Source organism: Methylobacterium sp. D53M (assembly GCF_053345625.1).
Genome location: NZ_JBKFAL010000019.1, coordinates 19,724 through 36,693 on the forward strand (window position 1 = coordinate 19,724; position 16,970 = coordinate 36,693).

Consider the following 16,970-nt stretch of genomic DNA (forward strand, 5'->3'; position numbering starts at 1 on the left):
CGCGGCCGCGAAAGGCCGGACGGCGACGCGCATCGGCTCCGGTGTCCTCGGGGCGCCGCGCGCCGGGGCGACGGTCCGGCCCGGCGAAGGATGGCGCGCCACGTACGGACCGGGCGCGGCTCTAAGCCTCTGTTTCGACGCGCTCTCGTGAGCCGGACCGGTATCCACTTCGGTGGAGAGCGCTCTAGGCCGGCCTGACGTCGTAGAATTGCGGGAAGCCGTTGCGCACGCCCGTCAGGCCCCGATAGGCCGTCGCCTCGTAATAGGCGCCGAGCGGCAGGTACGGCACGTCGATGAAGAACTGTCGCTGGATCTCGGCGCAGATCGCCTTCTGCGCCGCAGAATCGGGCGCGGTGAACCACGCGGCGCGCAGCTCCTCGAGACGGGGCGCGCGGGGCCATCCGAACCAGGCCTGGTCGCCGTTGCCGCGGATGCCGAGCTGGCCGGCGGGATCGAAGTTGTTGGTGCCGTTCAGGTAGGTGACGAAGGTGCTCCAGCCGCCCTTGTCCGGGGGCTGGCGGCTCGCCCGGCGCTGCACCAGGGTCCCCCAGTCCATCGCGACGAGGTCCACGGCGAGGCCGCATTTCTGGAAGGCTTCGGCCGCGACGAGGGCCAGGGGATGGGTGGCCGGGTAATCGGTCGGGTCGAGCATGACGACGCGCTCGCCCCGGTAGCCGGCCTCCGCCAGGGCGCGCCTGACCGCGGCGTAGTCGCGGGGGCCGACCAGCCCGTCGGTGCCCGCGCGCGTCGCCATCGGCGCCTCGGGGCTGAAGACGCCGACATGGTCCTTCCACAAGGCGCGCTCGTCGCCCGCGACCGCGCTCATGAACTCGGTCTGGTCGATGGCGCCGAGCAGCGCCCGGCGGATCGCGGGATTGTCGAAGGGCGGATGCAGGTGGTTGAAGCGCAGGCAGCCGATGCCGCCGGCCGGATCGAGCACCTCCAGCCGGATCCCCGATCTGCTCCTGAGCAGCGCCTGCAGATCCGGCGTCGGGTTCTGCCACCAGTCGACCTCGCCGGCCGCCAGCGCGCTCGCGGCGGTGGAGGCGTCGGGCACGATCCGCCACTCGATCCGCTCGAAATGGGCCCGCTTCGGTCCGGCGGTGAAGCTCGCCGCGCCATCCGGGCGGGGCACGTAGCCGTCGAAGCGCTCGTAGACGGTGAGCGCCCCCGGGACGCGCTCGTCCGCCTTGAAGCGGAACGGGCCCGAGCCGACCATCTCGGTGACCTGCGTGTTCGGGTCGGTCTTCGCCAGCCGCTCCGGCATGATGCAGGGCATCGAGGTGCCGGTCTTGCCCAGAGCCGCGGGCAGCAGCGGGAACGGCCGCTTGAGGCGGAACTGCACGACGCGGTCGGAGGTCGCCGCGAGTTCGTCGGTGGCGTCGATCAGCGCCCGGCCGAAGGCGTCGCGGGCGGCGAAGCGGCGCACGCTCGCCACCGCGTCGCGCGCCAGCACCGGCGCGCCGTCGTGGAAGCGCAGGCCCTCGCGCAGGGTCAGGCGCCAGAGGCGGCCATCCGCCTCGACGGCGTGGCCCTCGACCATCTGCGGCTGGAACTCGTAGCCCGCGGTCTGGCCGTAGAGGGTGTCGAAGACGAGGTAGCCGTGGTTGCGCGTCACGGTCGCCGTCGTCCAGATCGGGTCGATCACCGCGACGTCGCTTTCCGGGATGAAGCGCAGGACCTTGGCGGGCTGCGCGACGGCGGGCCGCGCGACCGCGGCGGCGGCCAGGGCGGCGAGGACCTCGCGGCGCCTCATCGGCGAGCGCTCGTGCTGGATGCCATCGGAGACCGTGCGCCCGTCACCCTCGTCGCGTCGCATGGTGCCCTCGGAGAGGCAGCGAGGCAAACGCGGGGCCGCGCCCCGCCGCGCGCGGCCGCGTCAGCGGGCGGTGCCCGGGGCACAGAGGCGGGGCAACTCGCGCCGCGAGCCCCCTGCACGACCCCGCGTCCGCCGGGCCGGAGCCTCCGTCCCGGCGCCTCGGGCCCTAGCGCTCGCGGTCGGCCCCGGAATCGGCCTGTTCGGGCGCGGTCATCTCCGGCGTCAGCAGACCGAGTTCGATCAGGAAGGCCGAAGTCGGTTCCAAGTAGACGCCGATCTGGATCGCATCCGGGTCCGAATGCGGCGTCACATAGGTGCGCCTCTCGTACAGCTCGGACTCACCGCTCGCCAACAGGTCCAGCAACGCGCACCGGCGCATCCAAGAGATGATCCCGCGCGCGTAGGCGTCTTCGACCAGCTTGAATCCGCCGATCACGGCCTGTTCGAAATCGGGATCCGTTCGGATCACGACTCTGCGGGGTGTTTCCTGCATGTGTATCCTGCGACGCTCTCGGATCGCGGCCAGCCGGCTCATGCTGATCTTGCGGCCGGCCGTCGAGGCTGACCCAGACTCGGACCAGTCCTGTCCAGGCGCAGAGCCCGCGCGGGCGTTTCCGTCGCCATCATTTGTGGTGCTCGGTGCTCGACCGAAGGACGTAGCACCCTGTCGCGGGCCGCCGCGCCCGCGGCTGAGGCCCCGCGGTCACATCGCTGCGCCGTGTCGTTCGATGTGCTGCACGCCTGCACGATCGCCGCGGAGCCGCCGGAGGGGCCGTTCGGTCGGGCGCTCCCCGAGCCGGCCGCGGTCCGCGCCGGCGGCCACGGCGACCCCGTCGCTCCGGCAACGCCGCCGGCGCGGGTGCTCCGGAACACGCCGGGCCTGAAAGCTTGAGCCTACATCGGGATCACACCGCGACGACCGTCGCGAGCCCGATGGAGACGACGATGACCTGGACGAACCGCATCACCATAGCCGCGACCCTCATCGGCGGCGCGATCGCGCTGGTGACTTACGCGCAGGCCCTGAGTCTGCCGACGCACTTCGCCTGAGCCCGCCTGCCGGGGGAGCGCCCCGCGCCGCTCCTCCGACGCCGTCGCGACGGCCACCGTCGCGTTGAGACTTATCGCGCAGCCCACGATCGGGCCGCCTCGCGTCGTCCGAGGGCCGCCCGGCGGACCGCTCCGGGTCGCGCCGTCGGCGCGCGCGGTTCTCGGCAGGATCGGCCACGATCGCCCAGGATCGGGCGCCGGACCGCGTCGGCGCGGACGCGCCCGCCCCGCTTGCCGGGCCCGCCCTTTCGGCGTTTCAAGGCCGTGACCCCTGGAACGTGGCCCGGCCGGCGATGGAACTGAAGTGGATCGAGGACTTCCTCAGCCTCGCCGAGACCCGTAGCTTCTCACGCTCGGCGGAGGCGCGGCACGTCACGCAATCGGCGTTCAGCCGCCGCATCCGCTCCCTGGAGGTCTGGCTCGGCACGGCCTTGCTCGACCGCAGCACCTACCCGATCACCCTCACGGCGGACGGGCGCCACTTCCTCGAGACCGCCGAGGAGGTGGTGCGCCTCCTCACCCTCAGCCGCGCCGACTTCCGCAACCGCAGCGAGCGGTCGAGCCTGCCCGTCGTCGCCATCACGGCCCTGCATTCGCTCTGCCTCTCCTTCCTGCCGCGCTGGCTCGGCGCGCTCCGGGGCGAGCTCGGTGCGATGAGCAGCCGCGTGCTGCCGGAGAACTTCAACATCTGCCTCCAGGCCCTGGTCGAGGGCGGCTACGACCTCATGCTGACCTATCACCATCCGGGCATCCCGATCCCGCTCGGGCCCGATCGCTTTCCCTGCCTCGTCGTCGGCCAGGACAGCCTCGTGGCCGTGGCGGCGCCGACGGATCTCCCCCGCGACCGGGAAGGGCGCCTGCCGCTCCTGCAATATTCCCGCGGCTCCTTCCTGGGCCGGCTCGCCGCCATCGCCCAGGCCCGGGAGGGCGCGCCCACGACCTATCCGGTCCACACGAACGAGAACTCGATGGCCGAGGCCCTGCGGTCGATGGCGCTCGCGGGACATGGGGTCGCGTGGCTGCCGAGGAGCCTCGTGGCCGGCGAGATCGCGGCGGGCGCGCTCGCCATCGTCAGCCCCGAGATGTCGATGGAGATCCGGCTGTACCGCAGCGCGGAGCGGGCCCGGCCGTTCTTGGAGGCCGTCTGGTCGGCCGCCGCCGCGGATTCGAAGAACTATTCCGGTTCGGAATAGTTCTGGTCGCAACTAGCATTGGCGGCCCGCCGGCACCGGGACTATCAGAAGCCGGCCGGTCAGGCGCGGCCGCCCGTGAGGGCGGGGCGACTGGCGGCGACCCTTCATCGCGCACCGTCGAGAGCGTCGACGCCCCCTCACGCGGGCCGGTCGCTCACGCGCAATCGTCCGCCCAACCGTCCTGCCCTACGGCGCGCCGGATCGCTTCCGCGCGCGAGGAGAGAGCCGTGTCCGAGATCGCTTCCGCCGCCGCCACCCGCACCGAGCACGACCTCCTGGGCGACCGCGAGGTTCCGCAGGCGGCCTACTGGGGCATCCATACCCTGCGCGCGGTCGAGAACTTCCCGATCACCGGCACCACGCTGGCCACCTGCCCGGACCTGATCCGGGCGCTCGCGGCGATCAAGCAGGCGGCGGCGCTCGCCAACCGGGAACTCGGCCTGCTCGACGCGGCGCGCTGCGACGCGATCGTGGCGGCCTGCGAGGAGATCCGGGCCGGCGGCCTGCACGATCAGTTCGTGGTCGATCTCATCCAGGGCGGGGCCGGGACCTCGACCAACATGAACGCCAACGAGGTCGTGGCCAACCGCGCGCTCGAACTGCTCGGCCACGCCCGCGGCGCCTATGGGCAGCTGCACCCGAACGAGCACGTCAATATGGGCCAGAGCACCAACGACGTGTACCCGACGGCCCTCAAGATCGCCGGCATCGGCGCGATCCGTCGGCTCGTCGCCGCGATGGCGTCGCTGCGCGGCAGCTTCGAGGCCAAGGCCGCCGAGTTCTCGGACGTGCTCAAGATGGGCCGCACCCAGCTGCAGGACGCGGTGCCCATGACGCTCGGCCAGGAATTCGGCACCTACGCGCGCATGCTCGGCGAGGACGAGGCCCGGCTGGGCGAGGCCGAGCTGCTGATCCGCGAGATCAACATGGGCGCCACCGCGATCGGGACCGGCATCACCGCGCATCCCCTCTACGCGGCCGCGGTCCGCGCGCGGCTGTCCGAGATCACCGGCATCCCGCTCGTCACGGCCGAGGATCTGGTCGAGGCAACCCAGGATTGCGGCGCCTTCGTGCAGGTGTCCGGCGTCCTCAAGCGGGTGGCCGTGAAGCTGTCCAAGACCTGCAACGACCTGCGCCTGCTCTCCAGCGGTCCGCGCGCGGGCTTCGGCGAGATCAACCTGCCGGCCCGGCAGGCCGGCTCCTCGATCATGCCCGGCAAGGTCAATCCGGTGATCCCCGAGGTGGTGAACCAAGTGGCGTTCGAGGTGATCGGCAACGACGTGACGATCAGCTTCGCGGCCGAGGCCGGCCAGCTGCAGCTCAACGCCTTCGAGCCCGTGATCGCCTACAGCCTGTTCCGCAGCTTCGCGCATCTCGAAGCCGCCTGCCGCACGCTCGATCTCCACTGCGTGCGGGGCATCACCGCCAACCGCGAACGGCTGCGCGCCAGCGTCGAGCACTCGATCGGGATCGTGACCGCGCTCAACCCCTATATCGGCTACCGCAACGCGACGGCCGTCGCCATGGAGGCGCACGCGACCGGCCGCGGCGTCTACGACCTCGTGCTCGAGAAGGGGCTGATGGCCCGCGCGCAGCTCGACGCGGTCCTCCGGCCCGAGCGGCTGACCCGCCCGCAAGCCCCCGATCCGGTCATCGCCCGGGCCGTCGCCGGGGCCTGATCCAGAAACCGGGATCCGCGTCCGCGACGCCAGCGGTCGAGTCCCGCACGCCGAACAACACGATCCCATGGGAGGACAACGGATGACGCACGCCGATACGGACCCGGATTCCACGACATCGCGCTCGGGCCGGCTCACGCTCTATACCGGGCTCGGGCTGGCACTCGGCATCCTCGTCGGCGCCGTCCTGCACGGACTGGCGGCCGGACCCGACGAGGCCAAGGCGTTCGCGGCGCACTTCACCCTCGCGACCGACATCTTCCTGCGTCTGATCAAGATGATCATCGCGCCGCTCGTGTTCGCCACCATCGTGGCCGGCATCGCGAGCTTCGGCGACGCCCGCTCGGTCGGCCGGGTCGCCGCGCTGGCCATGGGCTGGTTCGTCACCGCCTCGGTCGTCTCGCTCACCCTCGGGCTCCTGACCGCGAACCTGTTCCAGCCGGGCGCGGGCCTGGGCCTGCCGCTGCCCGACGCGGGGGCGCAGACCGGCCTGAAGGCCGCCTCGCTGAACCTGCGCGACTTCCTCGTCCACGTCTTCCCGACCAGCATCGTCTCGGCCATGGCCGGCAACGAGGTGCTGCAGATCCTGGTCTTCTCGATCTTCTTCGGCTTCGGTCTCAGCACGATCGACCGGCGCTACAGCGAGCCGATGGTGCAGCTTCTCGACGGCCTCGCCCGCGTGATGTTCAGGGTCACCGACACGGTGATGCGGCTCGCGCCGATCGCCGTCTTCGCGGCCATCGCGGCGGTCGTCACCGTCCAAGGGCTCGGCGTCCTTCTCGATTACGGCAAGTTCATCGCCAGCTTCTACGCGGGCCTGTCCCTGCTCTGGCTGCTGCTGATCGGTGCCGGCTGGGCCGTGCTGGGCCGGCGCGTGGTGGAGCTGCTGCGCCTGCTGCGCGCCCCGATGATCCTCGCCTTCTCGACGGCGAGCAGCGAGGCCGCCTTCCCGCGCACCGTCGAGGTGCTGGAGCGCTTCGGGGTGCGCCCGCGCGTGACGGGGTTCGTGCTGCCGCTCGGGTACTCGTTCAACCTCGACGGCTCGATGATGTACCAGGCCATGGCCGCCCTGTTCATCGCCCAGGCGTTCGGGATTCACATGGGCTTCGGCGAGCAGCTGACGATGCTGCTCGTCATGATGGTGACGAGCAAGGGCATCGCCGGCGTGCCGCGGGCCTCATTGGTCGTGGTCGCCGCCACCGTGCCGATGTTCGGTCTCCCGGCCGCCGGCATCCTGCTGATCATGGGCATCGACCAGATCCTCGACATGGGGCGCACCGTCACGAACGTCCTCGGTAACGGTCTCGCCACCGCGGCGGTCGCCAAGTGGCGGGGTGAGATCGCGGGCGGCGTCCGGGAGGTGGGCGCGGAGCCCGCGGGGCCGCGCCTCGACCTCGCCGCGGGGCCCGCGGCCGGCGCCGCCCGCGCTTGACGGCGCCGCCGTGGCCCGCTCGATGGCGGACGGGATCGCGCCGCTCGCCGCTGTCACGGATCGCTCCGGGCTCTGAGAGGCGACCGCGCCCGGGCACCGCTCCGGGCGCGGGGGCGCGGGGTCAGGGGCCGTGCCGGCCGGGTCCGGTCTGTCAGGTTCCGACCCGGAGCGGGGCTGTGAGCTTGCGCAGGTAGGCGATGGCCGACAGGGCCGTGATGCGGCCCGTGCGGGGGTTCTCGTCGGTCGGGACATTCTCGATCGTCATCGCGAAGCGCGCGGCGTCGGCCTCCACCTCGATGCGGTGCGTGTTGCGCTCCAGGCCGGGGTCGGCCCAGATCTCGAGCTCGGTCCGGTCGGGACCGATGCCGGCCAGCGAGAGCGCGACCGCGACGTTGAGATTCGCCGGGAAGCCGCGGGCCGCCCCGCGGGGGCTGCCGGCGAAGATGCGCATCGGCTCGGTGATGCCGCCGATCTCGATGCCGTTCTCCGCGAGGTAGGGGGCGCCGACGAGGCCGCGCACGGGCTTGCGGGTGATCATCCGCACCGTGCGGATGGTGCCCTCCGCGGCGGCCGTCACGGCGTCGAGGCCGAGCAGCGCGCCGGTCGGGACGACGATCTGACCGCCGTGGGCGCGGGCCGTCGCCACGAGGTCCTCGTGATCGAGGAGCGCGCCGCAGCTCAGCACGATCGCGGTCTTCCCCGCCGCCACGAAGGGCCGCACGATCGCCGGGAGATGCTGGGACGGCGCGCATTCCAGCACGATGTCGGCCCGCGGCTCCAGGGCGTCGAACGCGGTGACGACCTCCGGCGGCTCCGCGAGCGCCGCGAGGGCGGCCCGGGCTCTGGCGGCATCGCGAACCGCGACGGCGGTCAGCCTCAGCCCCGATATGGCGCCCGCATCGAGCGCGCGCGCCACGGCCAGCCCGACGGTGCCGAGGCCGGCGATCGCGATGCGACCGCCGCGGATGGGCGACCTCGGGGCTTCCTGCAGCGGCATGTCGGGTATCCGTTCATCGGGGCCGGAGCGGCCGACCGCGCCAGCCCTCTGCATCGGCCATGCCGGGGGGGACGCGCCTCAGCCCTCGCCGCGGGCATCGCGCGGCCGGACCGTGTCGCCGCGCAGGGCGCGCGCGGTCCGCGCGACGTGTCCGACGCCGACGTCACGGTCGTCGATCCGGTCCAGGGCGCTGTCGACGTCCCCCGCGACCCTGCCGCGCTGTTCCACGGCGCGCCGCTGCGCCGAGGCGAGGCGGTCCGCCTTCATCTCGAGGTGCCTCAGGCACGCGCACCGCAGGAGCGAGGCGAAATTGCGTGCCTCACCGTGGAGAGCGAGCACTTCGTCGTAGAGAAGCGTCACGAGGCGCGGAAGGGGCATGCCCTGAGCGGCGGCGATGTCCTCGAGCACGTTCCAGAACATCACCTCGATCCTGATCGAGGTCGAGTGTCCGCCGAGCCGGATGGAGCGGGTCTCGCCCTCGTAGTCGGCGGACGGCATCCCCGAGTACAGATTGCACATGTCCACCCCTGCGATCCGCGCCGCTCACCCGCGGCGACCGCCCGCGCTTCCCCGGGATGAGGAATAATAATGCAGCGCGCGCCCGTTTCCACCGCCTTCCGGGCTCTGGCATAACGCGCTCCGCGGATCGTCGCGGGCCCGCTCCGCAGTAGCATGATACTACCACCGCACGCTGGAGCGGCTCTAAGTTTCCGCTCGGCGGGACCCCTCGGGGCCGTCGGCCTCGGGCCTCGACAGGGGGATCATGCGCGACATGTCCGACATGCCCGAGCGGATCCCCGCGATGATCCGGGTCCGGGACGCGGCGCGCTCCGCGCGTTTCTACCGGGCCGCCTTCGGCCTCGACACCGCCGACCGTCCCGGCTTCGAAACCTTCACCCCGATCGATCTCGCGCATGCCGCGTCCGGTCTCGCGTCGGCGCTGACGGTCAACACGGGCCACGACGGCGCCTGCGGCCTGGGCGTGGGGGCCGCCCCGGGCACGGCGCGCTCCTGCTTCATCGACGACCCGGACGAGCACAAGATCGAGGTGCTCGCCCGCGGTTGGCGCTTCGCCTGATGACCCGCGACGGCCCGCCATCGGCCGCCGCGGCACCGGCACGACCGACACGGACAGGGGAGGACGGGATGAGGATGCAGGAGACGGGCGCGCACCTGTCCCGCCGCGGGTTCCTGGGCGCAGCGGGCTCGACGCTGCTCGCGGTCGCGGTCATGCCGGACGGCAGCGTGACCGGGCGGGCCTGGGCGCAGATGCCGAAGGCGACGAAGCCCGAGACCTTCGCCTCGCTCGTGCAGATGTCGCGCGACTGCTACCCGCACGACCGCGTCGCCGACAGGTACTACGCCGCCGCGGTGCAGATCCTCGACGACGCGGCGCGGACCGCTCCAGGAGAACTGACGCTCCTCGAGGACGGGATGGCCGCGCTCAACCGGGCGGCCGTCGAGAGGCACCGCCTGCCCTACGCCAAGGTTCCGCAGGATACGGACCGGGCGGCCCTCCTCGAGACCATCGAGCCGACCCCGTTCTTCCAGAAGGTGCGGGCCAACCTGATCGTCGGTCTCTACAACCAGAAGGAGCTGTGGCCGATCTTCGGCTACGAGGGCGCCTCCTTCGACAAGGGCGGCTACCTGGAGCGCGGCTTCGACGACATCGACTGGCTCTGACGGTGGCCCGGCGCCCGCGCCGGCGGCCGCGCGCGACACGCATTCACCGCTCGGTCCGACCATCCCGCGCGAAGACGGGACGGGGCCGATCCGCGGCAGGAGGAAACCATGTCAGCTCCCTACGACCTCAGCGACGGCTCCGTCTTCGTCATCGTCGGCTCGGGCGCCGGCGGCGGGACCCTCGGGACCCAACTCGCGCTCAAGGGCATCGACACCGTCATCCTCGAGGCGGGCGACCGGCACGAGACCTTCGACTTCGTCAACGACGAGTGGGATTCGTTCGCCCAGCTCGCCTGGAAGGACAAGCGGCACGCCACCGGGCCGTGGCCGATCGCCAAGACGTTCCCCAACCTGCCGGCCTGGATCGTGAAGGCCGTCGGCGGCTCGACCGTGCACTGGGCGGGCGCGTCGCTGCGCTTCCAGGAGCACGAGTTCAGGACGCGCACGCATTACGGCGCCGTGAAGGGGGCCAACCTCCTCGACTGGCCCGTCGACCTCCCGGAGATGGACCCCTGGTACGCCATGGCCGAGAACCGGATGGGCGTCACGCGCACCAACGGCATCCCGGGCCTGCCGGGCAACAACAACTTCAAGGTGCTCGAGGCCGGCGCCCGCAAGGTCGGCTACACGGAGGTGCATACCGGCCGGATGGCCATCAACTCCGAGCCGCGCGACGACCGTGCCGCGTGCATGCAGCTCGGCTTCTGCTTCCAGGGGTGCAAGTCGGGCGCCAAGTGGTCGACGCTCATCGCGGAGATCCCGAAGGGCGAGGCCACGGGCCGGCTCGAGGTCCGTTCGGGCTGCCAGGTGCTGCGGATCGAGCACGATCCCGGCGGCAAGGTCACCGGCGTGGTCTACGCCGACAAGGACGGCGTCGAGCACCGGCAGAGAGCGCGGGCCGTCGCCGTGGCCGGCAACTCCATCGAGAGCCCGAGACTCCTCCTCAATTCGCACTCGGCGAAGTTCCCCGACGGTCTGGCCAACGCGTCGGGGCAGGTCGGGCGCAACTACATGCGCCACACGACCGGTTCGGTCTACGCCATCTTCGAGAAGCCGGTCCACATGTACCGCGGCACCACGATGGCCGGCATCGTGCGCGACGAGGCCCGGCACGATCCGAGCCGCGGCTTCGTCGGCGGCTACGAGCTCGAGACGCTCTCCCTGGGCCTGCCCTTCATGGCGGCGTTCCTCGACCCGCAGACGTGGGGCCGCGACTTCGCCGGCGCCCTCGACAAGTACCGGAACATGGCGGGCCTCTGGATCGTGGGCGAGGACATGCCCTGTTCCGACAATTGCATCACCCTGTCGGACGACACGGATGCCTACGGGATGCCGGTCGCGTCGGTCCATTTCGCCGACCATCCCAACGACGAGGCGATGCGCGAGCACGCCTACAGGCAGGGCAGCGCCCTCTACGAGGCCGTCGGCGCGGTCCGCACCATCCGCACCCCGCCCTATCCGTCGACGCACAACCTCGGCACGAACCGCATGAGCGAGAAGCCCCGGGACGGCGTCGTCAACCGCTTCGGCCAAGCCCACGATGTCGAGAACCTGTTCGTCTCGGACGGCTCCCAGTTCACGACCGGCGCCGCGGAGAATCCGACCCTCACCATCGTCGCGCTGGCCCTGCGGCAGGCGGACCACATCGCCAAGCGGATGAGTCGCGGCGAGATCTGAGCGCGGACCCAGCACCCGCATCCGGCCGGCGCAGGCGATCTCCGCGATCTCCGCGACCTCCGCGACCTCCGCGACCTCCGCGACCATCGCGATCGCGCTTCCCGCGCGGGTCCGCGGAAAGCTCGGCTCCCGCCCCCGGCGTCAGTGGAGGTGAAACTCGCTGCCGACGGCCCGCAATTCCGCGGGCCTGATCAGGCGGCTGTGGGCCACCTTCACCGAATGCAGCGGCCCATCGAGGGCGCCCTGCCAGAAGGCCAGGAAGCGCTTCAGCTCCGGGAAGACGGGGAAGAGGTCGTGCTGCTGCCAGATGAAGGTCTGGAGCAGGTGGGGATGGTCGGGCAGGTGATACAGGATCTCGGCTGTCGTCAGGCTGTAGCCTTCCAGCTGACGACGGAAGGCGGTCGAAACGCTCATGGCGGCCCCTCCTGCGCGCATCGTGAGAGTGACCCACGACGAAGCAAGAAAGTTGCCGGCTGAGCTGTTAACAAACGCCGAATCGCCCGCGATCTCAGTCGGTTAGCACTCAGAGCGGCCGATGGCTGCCAGAGCGGTTCGGGGTCGCGCGCACGCGCGCGCTGCACCGAGGTCGGGCCGCGCATGACGGGCTCGGCGACGCTCGGCTCCAACGCCCGGACCGCGAGCCGGCCTCTCCGTCGCCGGATCTGAACCTGTTCAGGACCCAAGTTTCTCAAATATTGCGCGTCTTCGAGCAATGAAACTCGATATTACTGCAGTCAAGGCATCGCTCGTGAAGCGTCTGCCGCGCCGATGTCATTCCTCCACCGTCGCGTGGGCGGCGAGGAAATCGACGAAGCTTCGGATGCGCAGCGCCAAGCGCGCGTGGCCGACATAGAGGACGTGGACGTCCTCGGCATCGCCGGGGTTGAACGCCTCCAGCACCGGCACGAGCCGACCGGCCGCGAGATCGGCCGCCACATGGAACCGGGCGAGGCGGGCGATCCCGGCGCCGCCGAGCGCCATCAGGCGCACCACCTCGCCGGAATTGCCGTAGAAATTCCCCTGGATCGGCCGCTGGTTGAGACCGGCTCCGACGCGGAACGGCCAGGTATCGAGGGAGCGGCGGAAGCTGAAGTTGAGGCAATTGTGCGCCGCGAGGTCGTCGGGATGCTCCGGGACACCTTCCCGCGCGAGATAGGCGGGGGCGGCGACCACGATCATCCGGCTGCGCCCGAGGCGTCGGGCCCGCAGGCGGGTGTCGCGGAGTGGGCCGATCCGGATCGCGACGTCCGCCTGCGTGGCGGGCAGGTCGATCACCTCGTCGGTCAGGGCGAGATCCAGGCTCATCCGCGGGTGCTGCGCGAGAAAGCGCGGCAGGACCGGCAGGACGACGTGGGTCCCGTACGGGACCGAGGCGTTCACCCGGAGCCGCCCGCTCGGCTCGGCGGCGGTCTGGGTGAGGCCCCGCTCCATCGCGTCGAGTTCCGCCATCAGCTCGGCGGCCCGCTCGCGGTAGGCCTCGCCTTCCGGGGTCAGGGTCAGGGATCGGGTCGTGCGCCGGAGCAGCGCGACCCCGAGGCGCGCCTCGAGGCGGGCGACGGCCCGGCTCACGGCGGAGGGGGTTTGCCGCAGGGCTTTGGCGGCCGCCGCGAAGCTGCCGCACCGCGTCGCCTGGAGGAACGCCTCCATGTCCCCGAGCCGGTTGTCCATCGCGCCGCGACTCGTGCATCCAAGTCACGATCATCGTGCCGCGATGCCTGCTACTCAGCAATCCGGCGGCCGTCCATCTCCTCGGGACCGACACGGCAACGAGGACGAACCGTCATGGATCTGCAGCTCACGGGACGAAGCGCCCTGGTCACCGGCTCGACCGCCGGGATCGGTCTCGCCGTGGCCAAACGGCTGGCCGCGGAGGGCGCGGAGGTCATCATCGCGGGGCGCCAGCAGGCCAAGCTCGACGCGGCCGCGGCCGCGGTCGCCGCGGCGGGCCGCGCGCGCGCGATCCTGGCCGATCCCGCCACGGCCGAGGGCGCTGCCGCGCTCGTGCGCGCGGCCCCCGCGGTCGACATCCTCGTCAACAATCTCGGGATCTACGAGGCCAAGGCCTTCCCGGACATCGCCGACGACGACTGGCACCGCCTGTTCGCGGTCAACGTCGTGTCGGGGGCCCGGCTCGCGCAGGCCTATCTCCCGGGGATGCAGGCGCGCGGCTGGGGGCGCGTCCTGTTCGTCTCGAGCGAGTCCGGGATCGTGCCGCCGCCCGACATGATCCACTACGCCGTGACCAAATCGGCCCAGCTGACGATCGCCCGCGGACTCGCGCAACTCACCAAGGGCAGCGGCGTCACCGTGAACACGGTGCTGCCCGGGCCCACGCGCTCCGACGGGATCAGCGATTTCCTGAAGAGTGTCGCCTCCGATCCCGACCTGTCGCCCGAGGCGATGGAGGCGGAGTTCTTCCGGCTCCATCGGCCGCTGTCGCTGATCCAGCGCCTGATCGAGCCGGACGAGGTCGCCGCCATGATCGCCTACCTGGCGAGTCCCCTCGCCGCCGCGACCAACGGCGCCGCGCTCCGGGTCGAGGGCGGGATCGTGCCGACCATCGCCTGACCGCCGAGGCCCGCGACGCGGAGACGGGCGCGGGACGGATACCGGTGCGGGGAGCGGGCGGCGCGAAGGGCGGGCGATCGATCCCCGACCTCTCCCCGACCTCTCCCCGGCCTATCCCCGGCCGGTCCGCGGCTCTTCCCCGGCCAACCGTCCCGGCCCGATCGCGTTCCGGTCGAGCCTGAGCAGGAGCGTCACCGGGAGGAGACCGATCATCACGATGAGCACGGCGGCGACGGCGCCGTCCTCGTACGTGCCGCGCGCCGCCTCGCCGTAGAGATGCGTGCTCAACGTCTCGACGTTGAGGGGACGCAGGAGCAGCGTCACCGGCAGTTCCTTGGCGATGTCGACGAAGGCGAGGAGGCCGCCGCTCAGCACCGCGGGCCAGGCCAGCGGTAGCTGCACGGTGACCAGCGTGGCGAGCCGACCTCGCCCGAGCACCCGCGCGGCGTCGGGGATGGTGCGCGGGATCCGCGCGAAGCCGGCCTCGCTGGCGCCCACCGTGACGGTCAGGAAGCGCAGGGCGTAGGCGATGACGAGGGCGGCGCCGGTCCCGAGTCCCACCCGTGCGGTCGTCAGGCCGGCCTCGAACAACCCGGCCTCGACCAGCGCCAGAGGACCCAGGAGCCCGACCGCCAGCACGGTCCCCGGCATGGCGTAGCCGATCCCGGCCGCGCCGATGAGCAGGCGCCCGGCCCGGGCGCTCAGCAGGGAGGGAACGGCCGCCACCGCCAGGCCCGCCAGCACCGTCACCGCCGTGGCGAGGCCCGCGTAGTAGACCGTGTTGAGGGCCTGGGCGGCGAGCGCGTCGGGCAAGCCGCCCGCGTCGATCCGGCGCCACGCCTCGAGGCCGAGAGAGCCCGCCGGCACCAGGAATCCGATCGCGACGGGGGCCGTGCCCAGGGCCAGGGCCGCCCCGGCCCGCCAGCCGTCCAGCCGGCGGCGCGCGCCGGCCGTGTGGCGGCGGGCGCCCCCGGCATAGCCGCGGCCGGCCCGCGCGAGCCGTTCGAGGCCGACGACCGCGACCACCGCGGCCAGCATCACCAGCGCGATCTGCGCGGCGCCGGGCAGGTCCGAGCGGTTCACCCAGGTGGCGTAGACCTGCACCGTCAGTGTGCGCACCCCCAGGAACTCGGCCGCGCCGACATCGTTCAGCGCCTCCATCAGGGCGAGGCCGGTGCCGAGGGCGATCGCCGGCCGCGCGAGCGGGAGGGCGATCCGCAGGAAGCTGCGCCACGGCCCGGCCCCGAGCGTGCGCGCGGCTTCCAGCAGCGAGCCGGCCTGCATCAGGAACAGCGCGCGGGTCGGCAGATAGACGTAAGGGTAGAGCACGAAGCCGAGCAGCAGGCTGCAGCCCGGCAGCGAGCGCAGGTCCGGCAGGGCGAGATCGCGCGGGCTCGACAGGCCGAGCAGGCCCCGCAGCCCGACCTGGAACGGCCCGAGCGGGTGCAGCAGGTCGAGATAGGCGTAGGCGACCACGTAGGTCGGCATCGCCAGCGGCAGCAGCAGGGCGGCCTCGAGGAGGCGCCGACCGGGGAAGTCGAATGCCGCGACCAGCCACGCCGTCGCGGTCCCGAGCCCGATCACCAGCAGGCCGACGCCCGCGAGCAGCAGGGCGGTGTCGCGGATCGCCTGCGGCAGCACGTAGGCGGCGAGGTGCGGCCACAGCTCGCCGCCGCCCTCGGACGCCGTGAAGCCCAGGGAGATCACGGGCGCGAGCAGCAGCGCCGCCAGGGCGACCGCCCCCGCCCAGCCCAGAGAGCGGGTCACCGACATCCGGCCCGGCTCGAACTCAGTTGTCGAAGCCGACCTTGTCGACGAGCAGGCTCGCCGCCTTGCGGTTGCGGGCGATCTCGACGAGCGGCGTCGGATCGACGCTCAGCGGACCGAGTTCCGCGAGCAGCGGCTCGATCGGGGCGCCGGCCTTCACCGGATACTCGTAGTCGACCTTGGCGTAGAGCGCCTGCGCGGCGTCGGAGACGAGGTACTCGAGGAGCTTGACCGCCTGGTCGCGGTTCGGCGCGTTCTTGGCGACGACCGCCCCCGACACGTTCACGTGCGTGCCCCCGCCCTCGAAGGTCGGCAGCACGACCTTGATGGCCGCGCCCCATTTCTGCTGGTCCGCCCCGCCGCGACCCGAGCGCATCAGTCCGACATAGTAGGAATTACCGAGGCCCACCTCGCAGAGGTCGGCCGCGATGTCGCGGGCCACGTCCCGGTCGCCGCCCGTCGCCTTGCGGGCGAGGTTGTCCTTCACGCCCCGCAGCCACGCCTCCGTCTTCTCCGCGCCGTGGCGGACGAGGAAGGCGGCGATCAGGGCGGTGTTGTAGGGATGCTGGCCCGAGCGCAGGCACACCTTGCCCTTCCAGCGCGGGTCGGCGAGCGATTCGTAGGTCGCGGCCGCGAGATCGTTCAGGCCCGTGTCGGCGTAGAGCACGCGCGCGCGCATCGAGAGGGCGAACCAGCGCCCGTCGGCGCCGCGCAGGGGCGCCGGCACGGCCGCTTCGAGCACGGGCGAGCGCACCGGCTGGGTCAGGTCGCGGTCGACGAGTTCGATCAGGTTGCCGATATCGACCGTCATGAGGACGTCGGCGGACGAGCGCGCGCCCTCCGCGGCGACCCGCTCGGCCAGCCCCTTCTCCACGAAGACCGTGTTCACGGTGACGCCGCTCTGCGCCGTGTAGGCGTCGAGCAGGGGCCGGATCAGGCCCGGCTCGCGGGTGGTGTAGAGGTTGACCTCGGCCGCGTAGGCCGGTCCGCCGAAGCAGAGAGACAGGCACAGGCTCGCCCAGGCTCCGGTTCTGCAGACGTCCAACATGATAAACCCCGTTCGTCGAGCGACGAGCCGGTGCTATACAGTAAGAATGCGCCCCGC

The 16,970-nt window shown here is 71.9% G+C and carries 15 protein-coding genes; 7 read left to right on the top strand and 8 right to left on the bottom strand.

What is annotated here, in order from left to right; genetic code table 11:
• Positions 1 to 184 precede the first annotated feature (184 nt).
• Together ACLBYG_RS22810 and ACLBYG_RS22815 are read right to left on the bottom strand one after the other, a co-directional pair.
• Positions 185 to 1,756, bottom strand: coding sequence for an ABC transporter substrate-binding protein (locus tag ACLBYG_RS22810; protein WP_056524301.1), 1,572 nt, complete (start codon positions 1,754 to 1,756; stop codon positions 185 to 187).
• A gap of 229 nt (positions 1,757 to 1,985) precedes the next feature.
• Positions 1,986 to 2,312, bottom strand: a complete 327-nt coding sequence (locus ACLBYG_RS22815) for a hypothetical protein (protein ID WP_139257097.1) — start codon at positions 2,310 to 2,312, stop codon at positions 1,986 to 1,988.
• Between the two features lie 850 nt (positions 2,313 to 3,162).
• On the opposite strand from ACLBYG_RS22815, the gene ACLBYG_RS22820 reads away from it, so the two are divergent.
• The 3 genes from ACLBYG_RS22820 (at position 3,163) to ACLBYG_RS22830 (ending at position 7,173) form a co-directional block, all read left to right on the top strand.
• Positions 3,163 to 4,062 (top strand): LysR family transcriptional regulator, encoded by a 900-nt coding sequence (locus tag ACLBYG_RS22820; protein WP_447683008.1) that lies wholly within the window; start codon positions 3,163 to 3,165, stop codon positions 4,060 to 4,062.
• 227 nt (positions 4,063 to 4,289) lie between these two features.
• Positions 4,290 to 5,741, top strand: coding sequence for an aspartate ammonia-lyase (gene aspA / locus ACLBYG_RS22825; RefSeq protein WP_100253099.1), 1,452 nt, complete (start codon positions 4,290 to 4,292; stop codon positions 5,739 to 5,741).
• 82 nt (positions 5,742 to 5,823) lie between these two features.
• Entirely contained in the window at positions 5,824 to 7,173 is a 1,350-nt protein-coding gene (locus ACLBYG_RS22830; RefSeq protein WP_447683009.1) for a dicarboxylate/amino acid:cation symporter, read from the top strand.
• A gap of 151 nt (positions 7,174 to 7,324) precedes the next feature.
• Here the strand turns inward: ACLBYG_RS22830 and ACLBYG_RS22835 are convergent, their stop codons facing one another.
• Positions 7,325 to 8,170 (bottom strand): aspartate dehydrogenase, encoded by an 846-nt coding sequence (locus tag ACLBYG_RS22835; RefSeq protein WP_447683010.1) that lies wholly within the window; start codon positions 8,168 to 8,170, stop codon positions 7,325 to 7,327.
• 78 nt (positions 8,171 to 8,248) lie between these two features.
• Entirely contained in the window at positions 8,249 to 8,689 is a 441-nt protein-coding gene (locus ACLBYG_RS22840) for a ribbon-helix-helix domain-containing protein (protein WP_447683050.1), read from the bottom strand.
• A 253-nt stretch (positions 8,690 to 8,942) separates the two neighbouring features.
• Here ACLBYG_RS22840 and ACLBYG_RS22845 point away from each other — a divergent pair, with 253 nt between their 5' ends.
• The 3 genes from ACLBYG_RS22845 to ACLBYG_RS22855 all read left to right on the top strand — a co-directional run bounded on the left by ACLBYG_RS22845 (position 8,943) and on the right by ACLBYG_RS22855 (position 11,530).
• Positions 8,943 to 9,248: a VOC family protein gene (locus tag ACLBYG_RS22845; protein ID WP_447683011.1), complete on the top strand. Its 306-nt coding sequence runs from the start codon at positions 8,943 to 8,945 to the stop codon at positions 9,246 to 9,248.
• Positions 9,249 to 9,316: 68 nt separating this feature from the next.
• Positions 9,317 to 9,853 carry a gluconate 2-dehydrogenase subunit 3 family protein gene (locus ACLBYG_RS22850; protein ID WP_244527024.1) on the top strand — a complete coding sequence of 179 codons (537 nt, stop codon included), beginning with the start codon at positions 9,317 to 9,319 and terminating at the stop codon, positions 9,851 to 9,853.
• Positions 9,854 to 9,961: 108 nt separating this feature from the next.
• Positions 9,962 to 11,530: a GMC family oxidoreductase gene (locus tag ACLBYG_RS22855; RefSeq protein WP_447683012.1), complete on the top strand. Its 1,569-nt coding sequence runs from the start codon at positions 9,962 to 9,964 to the stop codon at positions 11,528 to 11,530.
• Positions 11,531 to 11,671: 141 nt separating this feature from the next.
• On the opposite strand, the gene ACLBYG_RS22860 is transcribed toward ACLBYG_RS22855, so the two are convergent.
• Together ACLBYG_RS22860 and ACLBYG_RS22865 are read right to left on the bottom strand one after the other, a co-directional pair.
• Positions 11,672 to 11,944, bottom strand: coding sequence for an usg protein (locus tag ACLBYG_RS22860; protein ID WP_020095930.1), 273 nt, complete (start codon positions 11,942 to 11,944; stop codon positions 11,672 to 11,674).
• A 357-nt stretch (positions 11,945 to 12,301) separates the two neighbouring features.
• A complete protein-coding gene (locus tag ACLBYG_RS22865; protein ID WP_447683013.1) occupies positions 12,302 to 13,198 on the bottom strand; it encodes a LysR family transcriptional regulator in 897 nt (298 codons plus the stop codon).
• 114 nt (positions 13,199 to 13,312) lie between these two features.
• On the opposite strand from ACLBYG_RS22865, the gene ACLBYG_RS22870 reads away from it, so the two are divergent.
• Positions 13,313 to 14,098, top strand: a complete 786-nt coding sequence (locus ACLBYG_RS22870; protein WP_447683014.1) for an SDR family NAD(P)-dependent oxidoreductase — start codon at positions 13,313 to 13,315, stop codon at positions 14,096 to 14,098.
• Between the two features lie 111 nt (positions 14,099 to 14,209).
• Here ACLBYG_RS22870 and ACLBYG_RS22875 read toward each other — a convergent pair whose 3' ends face one another.
• Both ACLBYG_RS22875 and ACLBYG_RS22880 read right to left on the bottom strand, forming a co-directional pair.
• Positions 14,210 to 15,871: an ABC transporter permease gene (locus tag ACLBYG_RS22875; protein ID WP_447683015.1), complete on the bottom strand. Its 1,662-nt coding sequence runs from the start codon at positions 15,869 to 15,871 to the stop codon at positions 14,210 to 14,212.
• Positions 15,872 to 15,887: 16 nt separating this feature from the next.
• A complete protein-coding gene (locus ACLBYG_RS22880) occupies positions 15,888 to 16,913 on the bottom strand; it encodes an extracellular solute-binding protein (protein WP_020095934.1) in 1,026 nt (341 codons plus the stop codon).
• Positions 16,914 to 16,970: the final 57 nt, after the last annotated feature.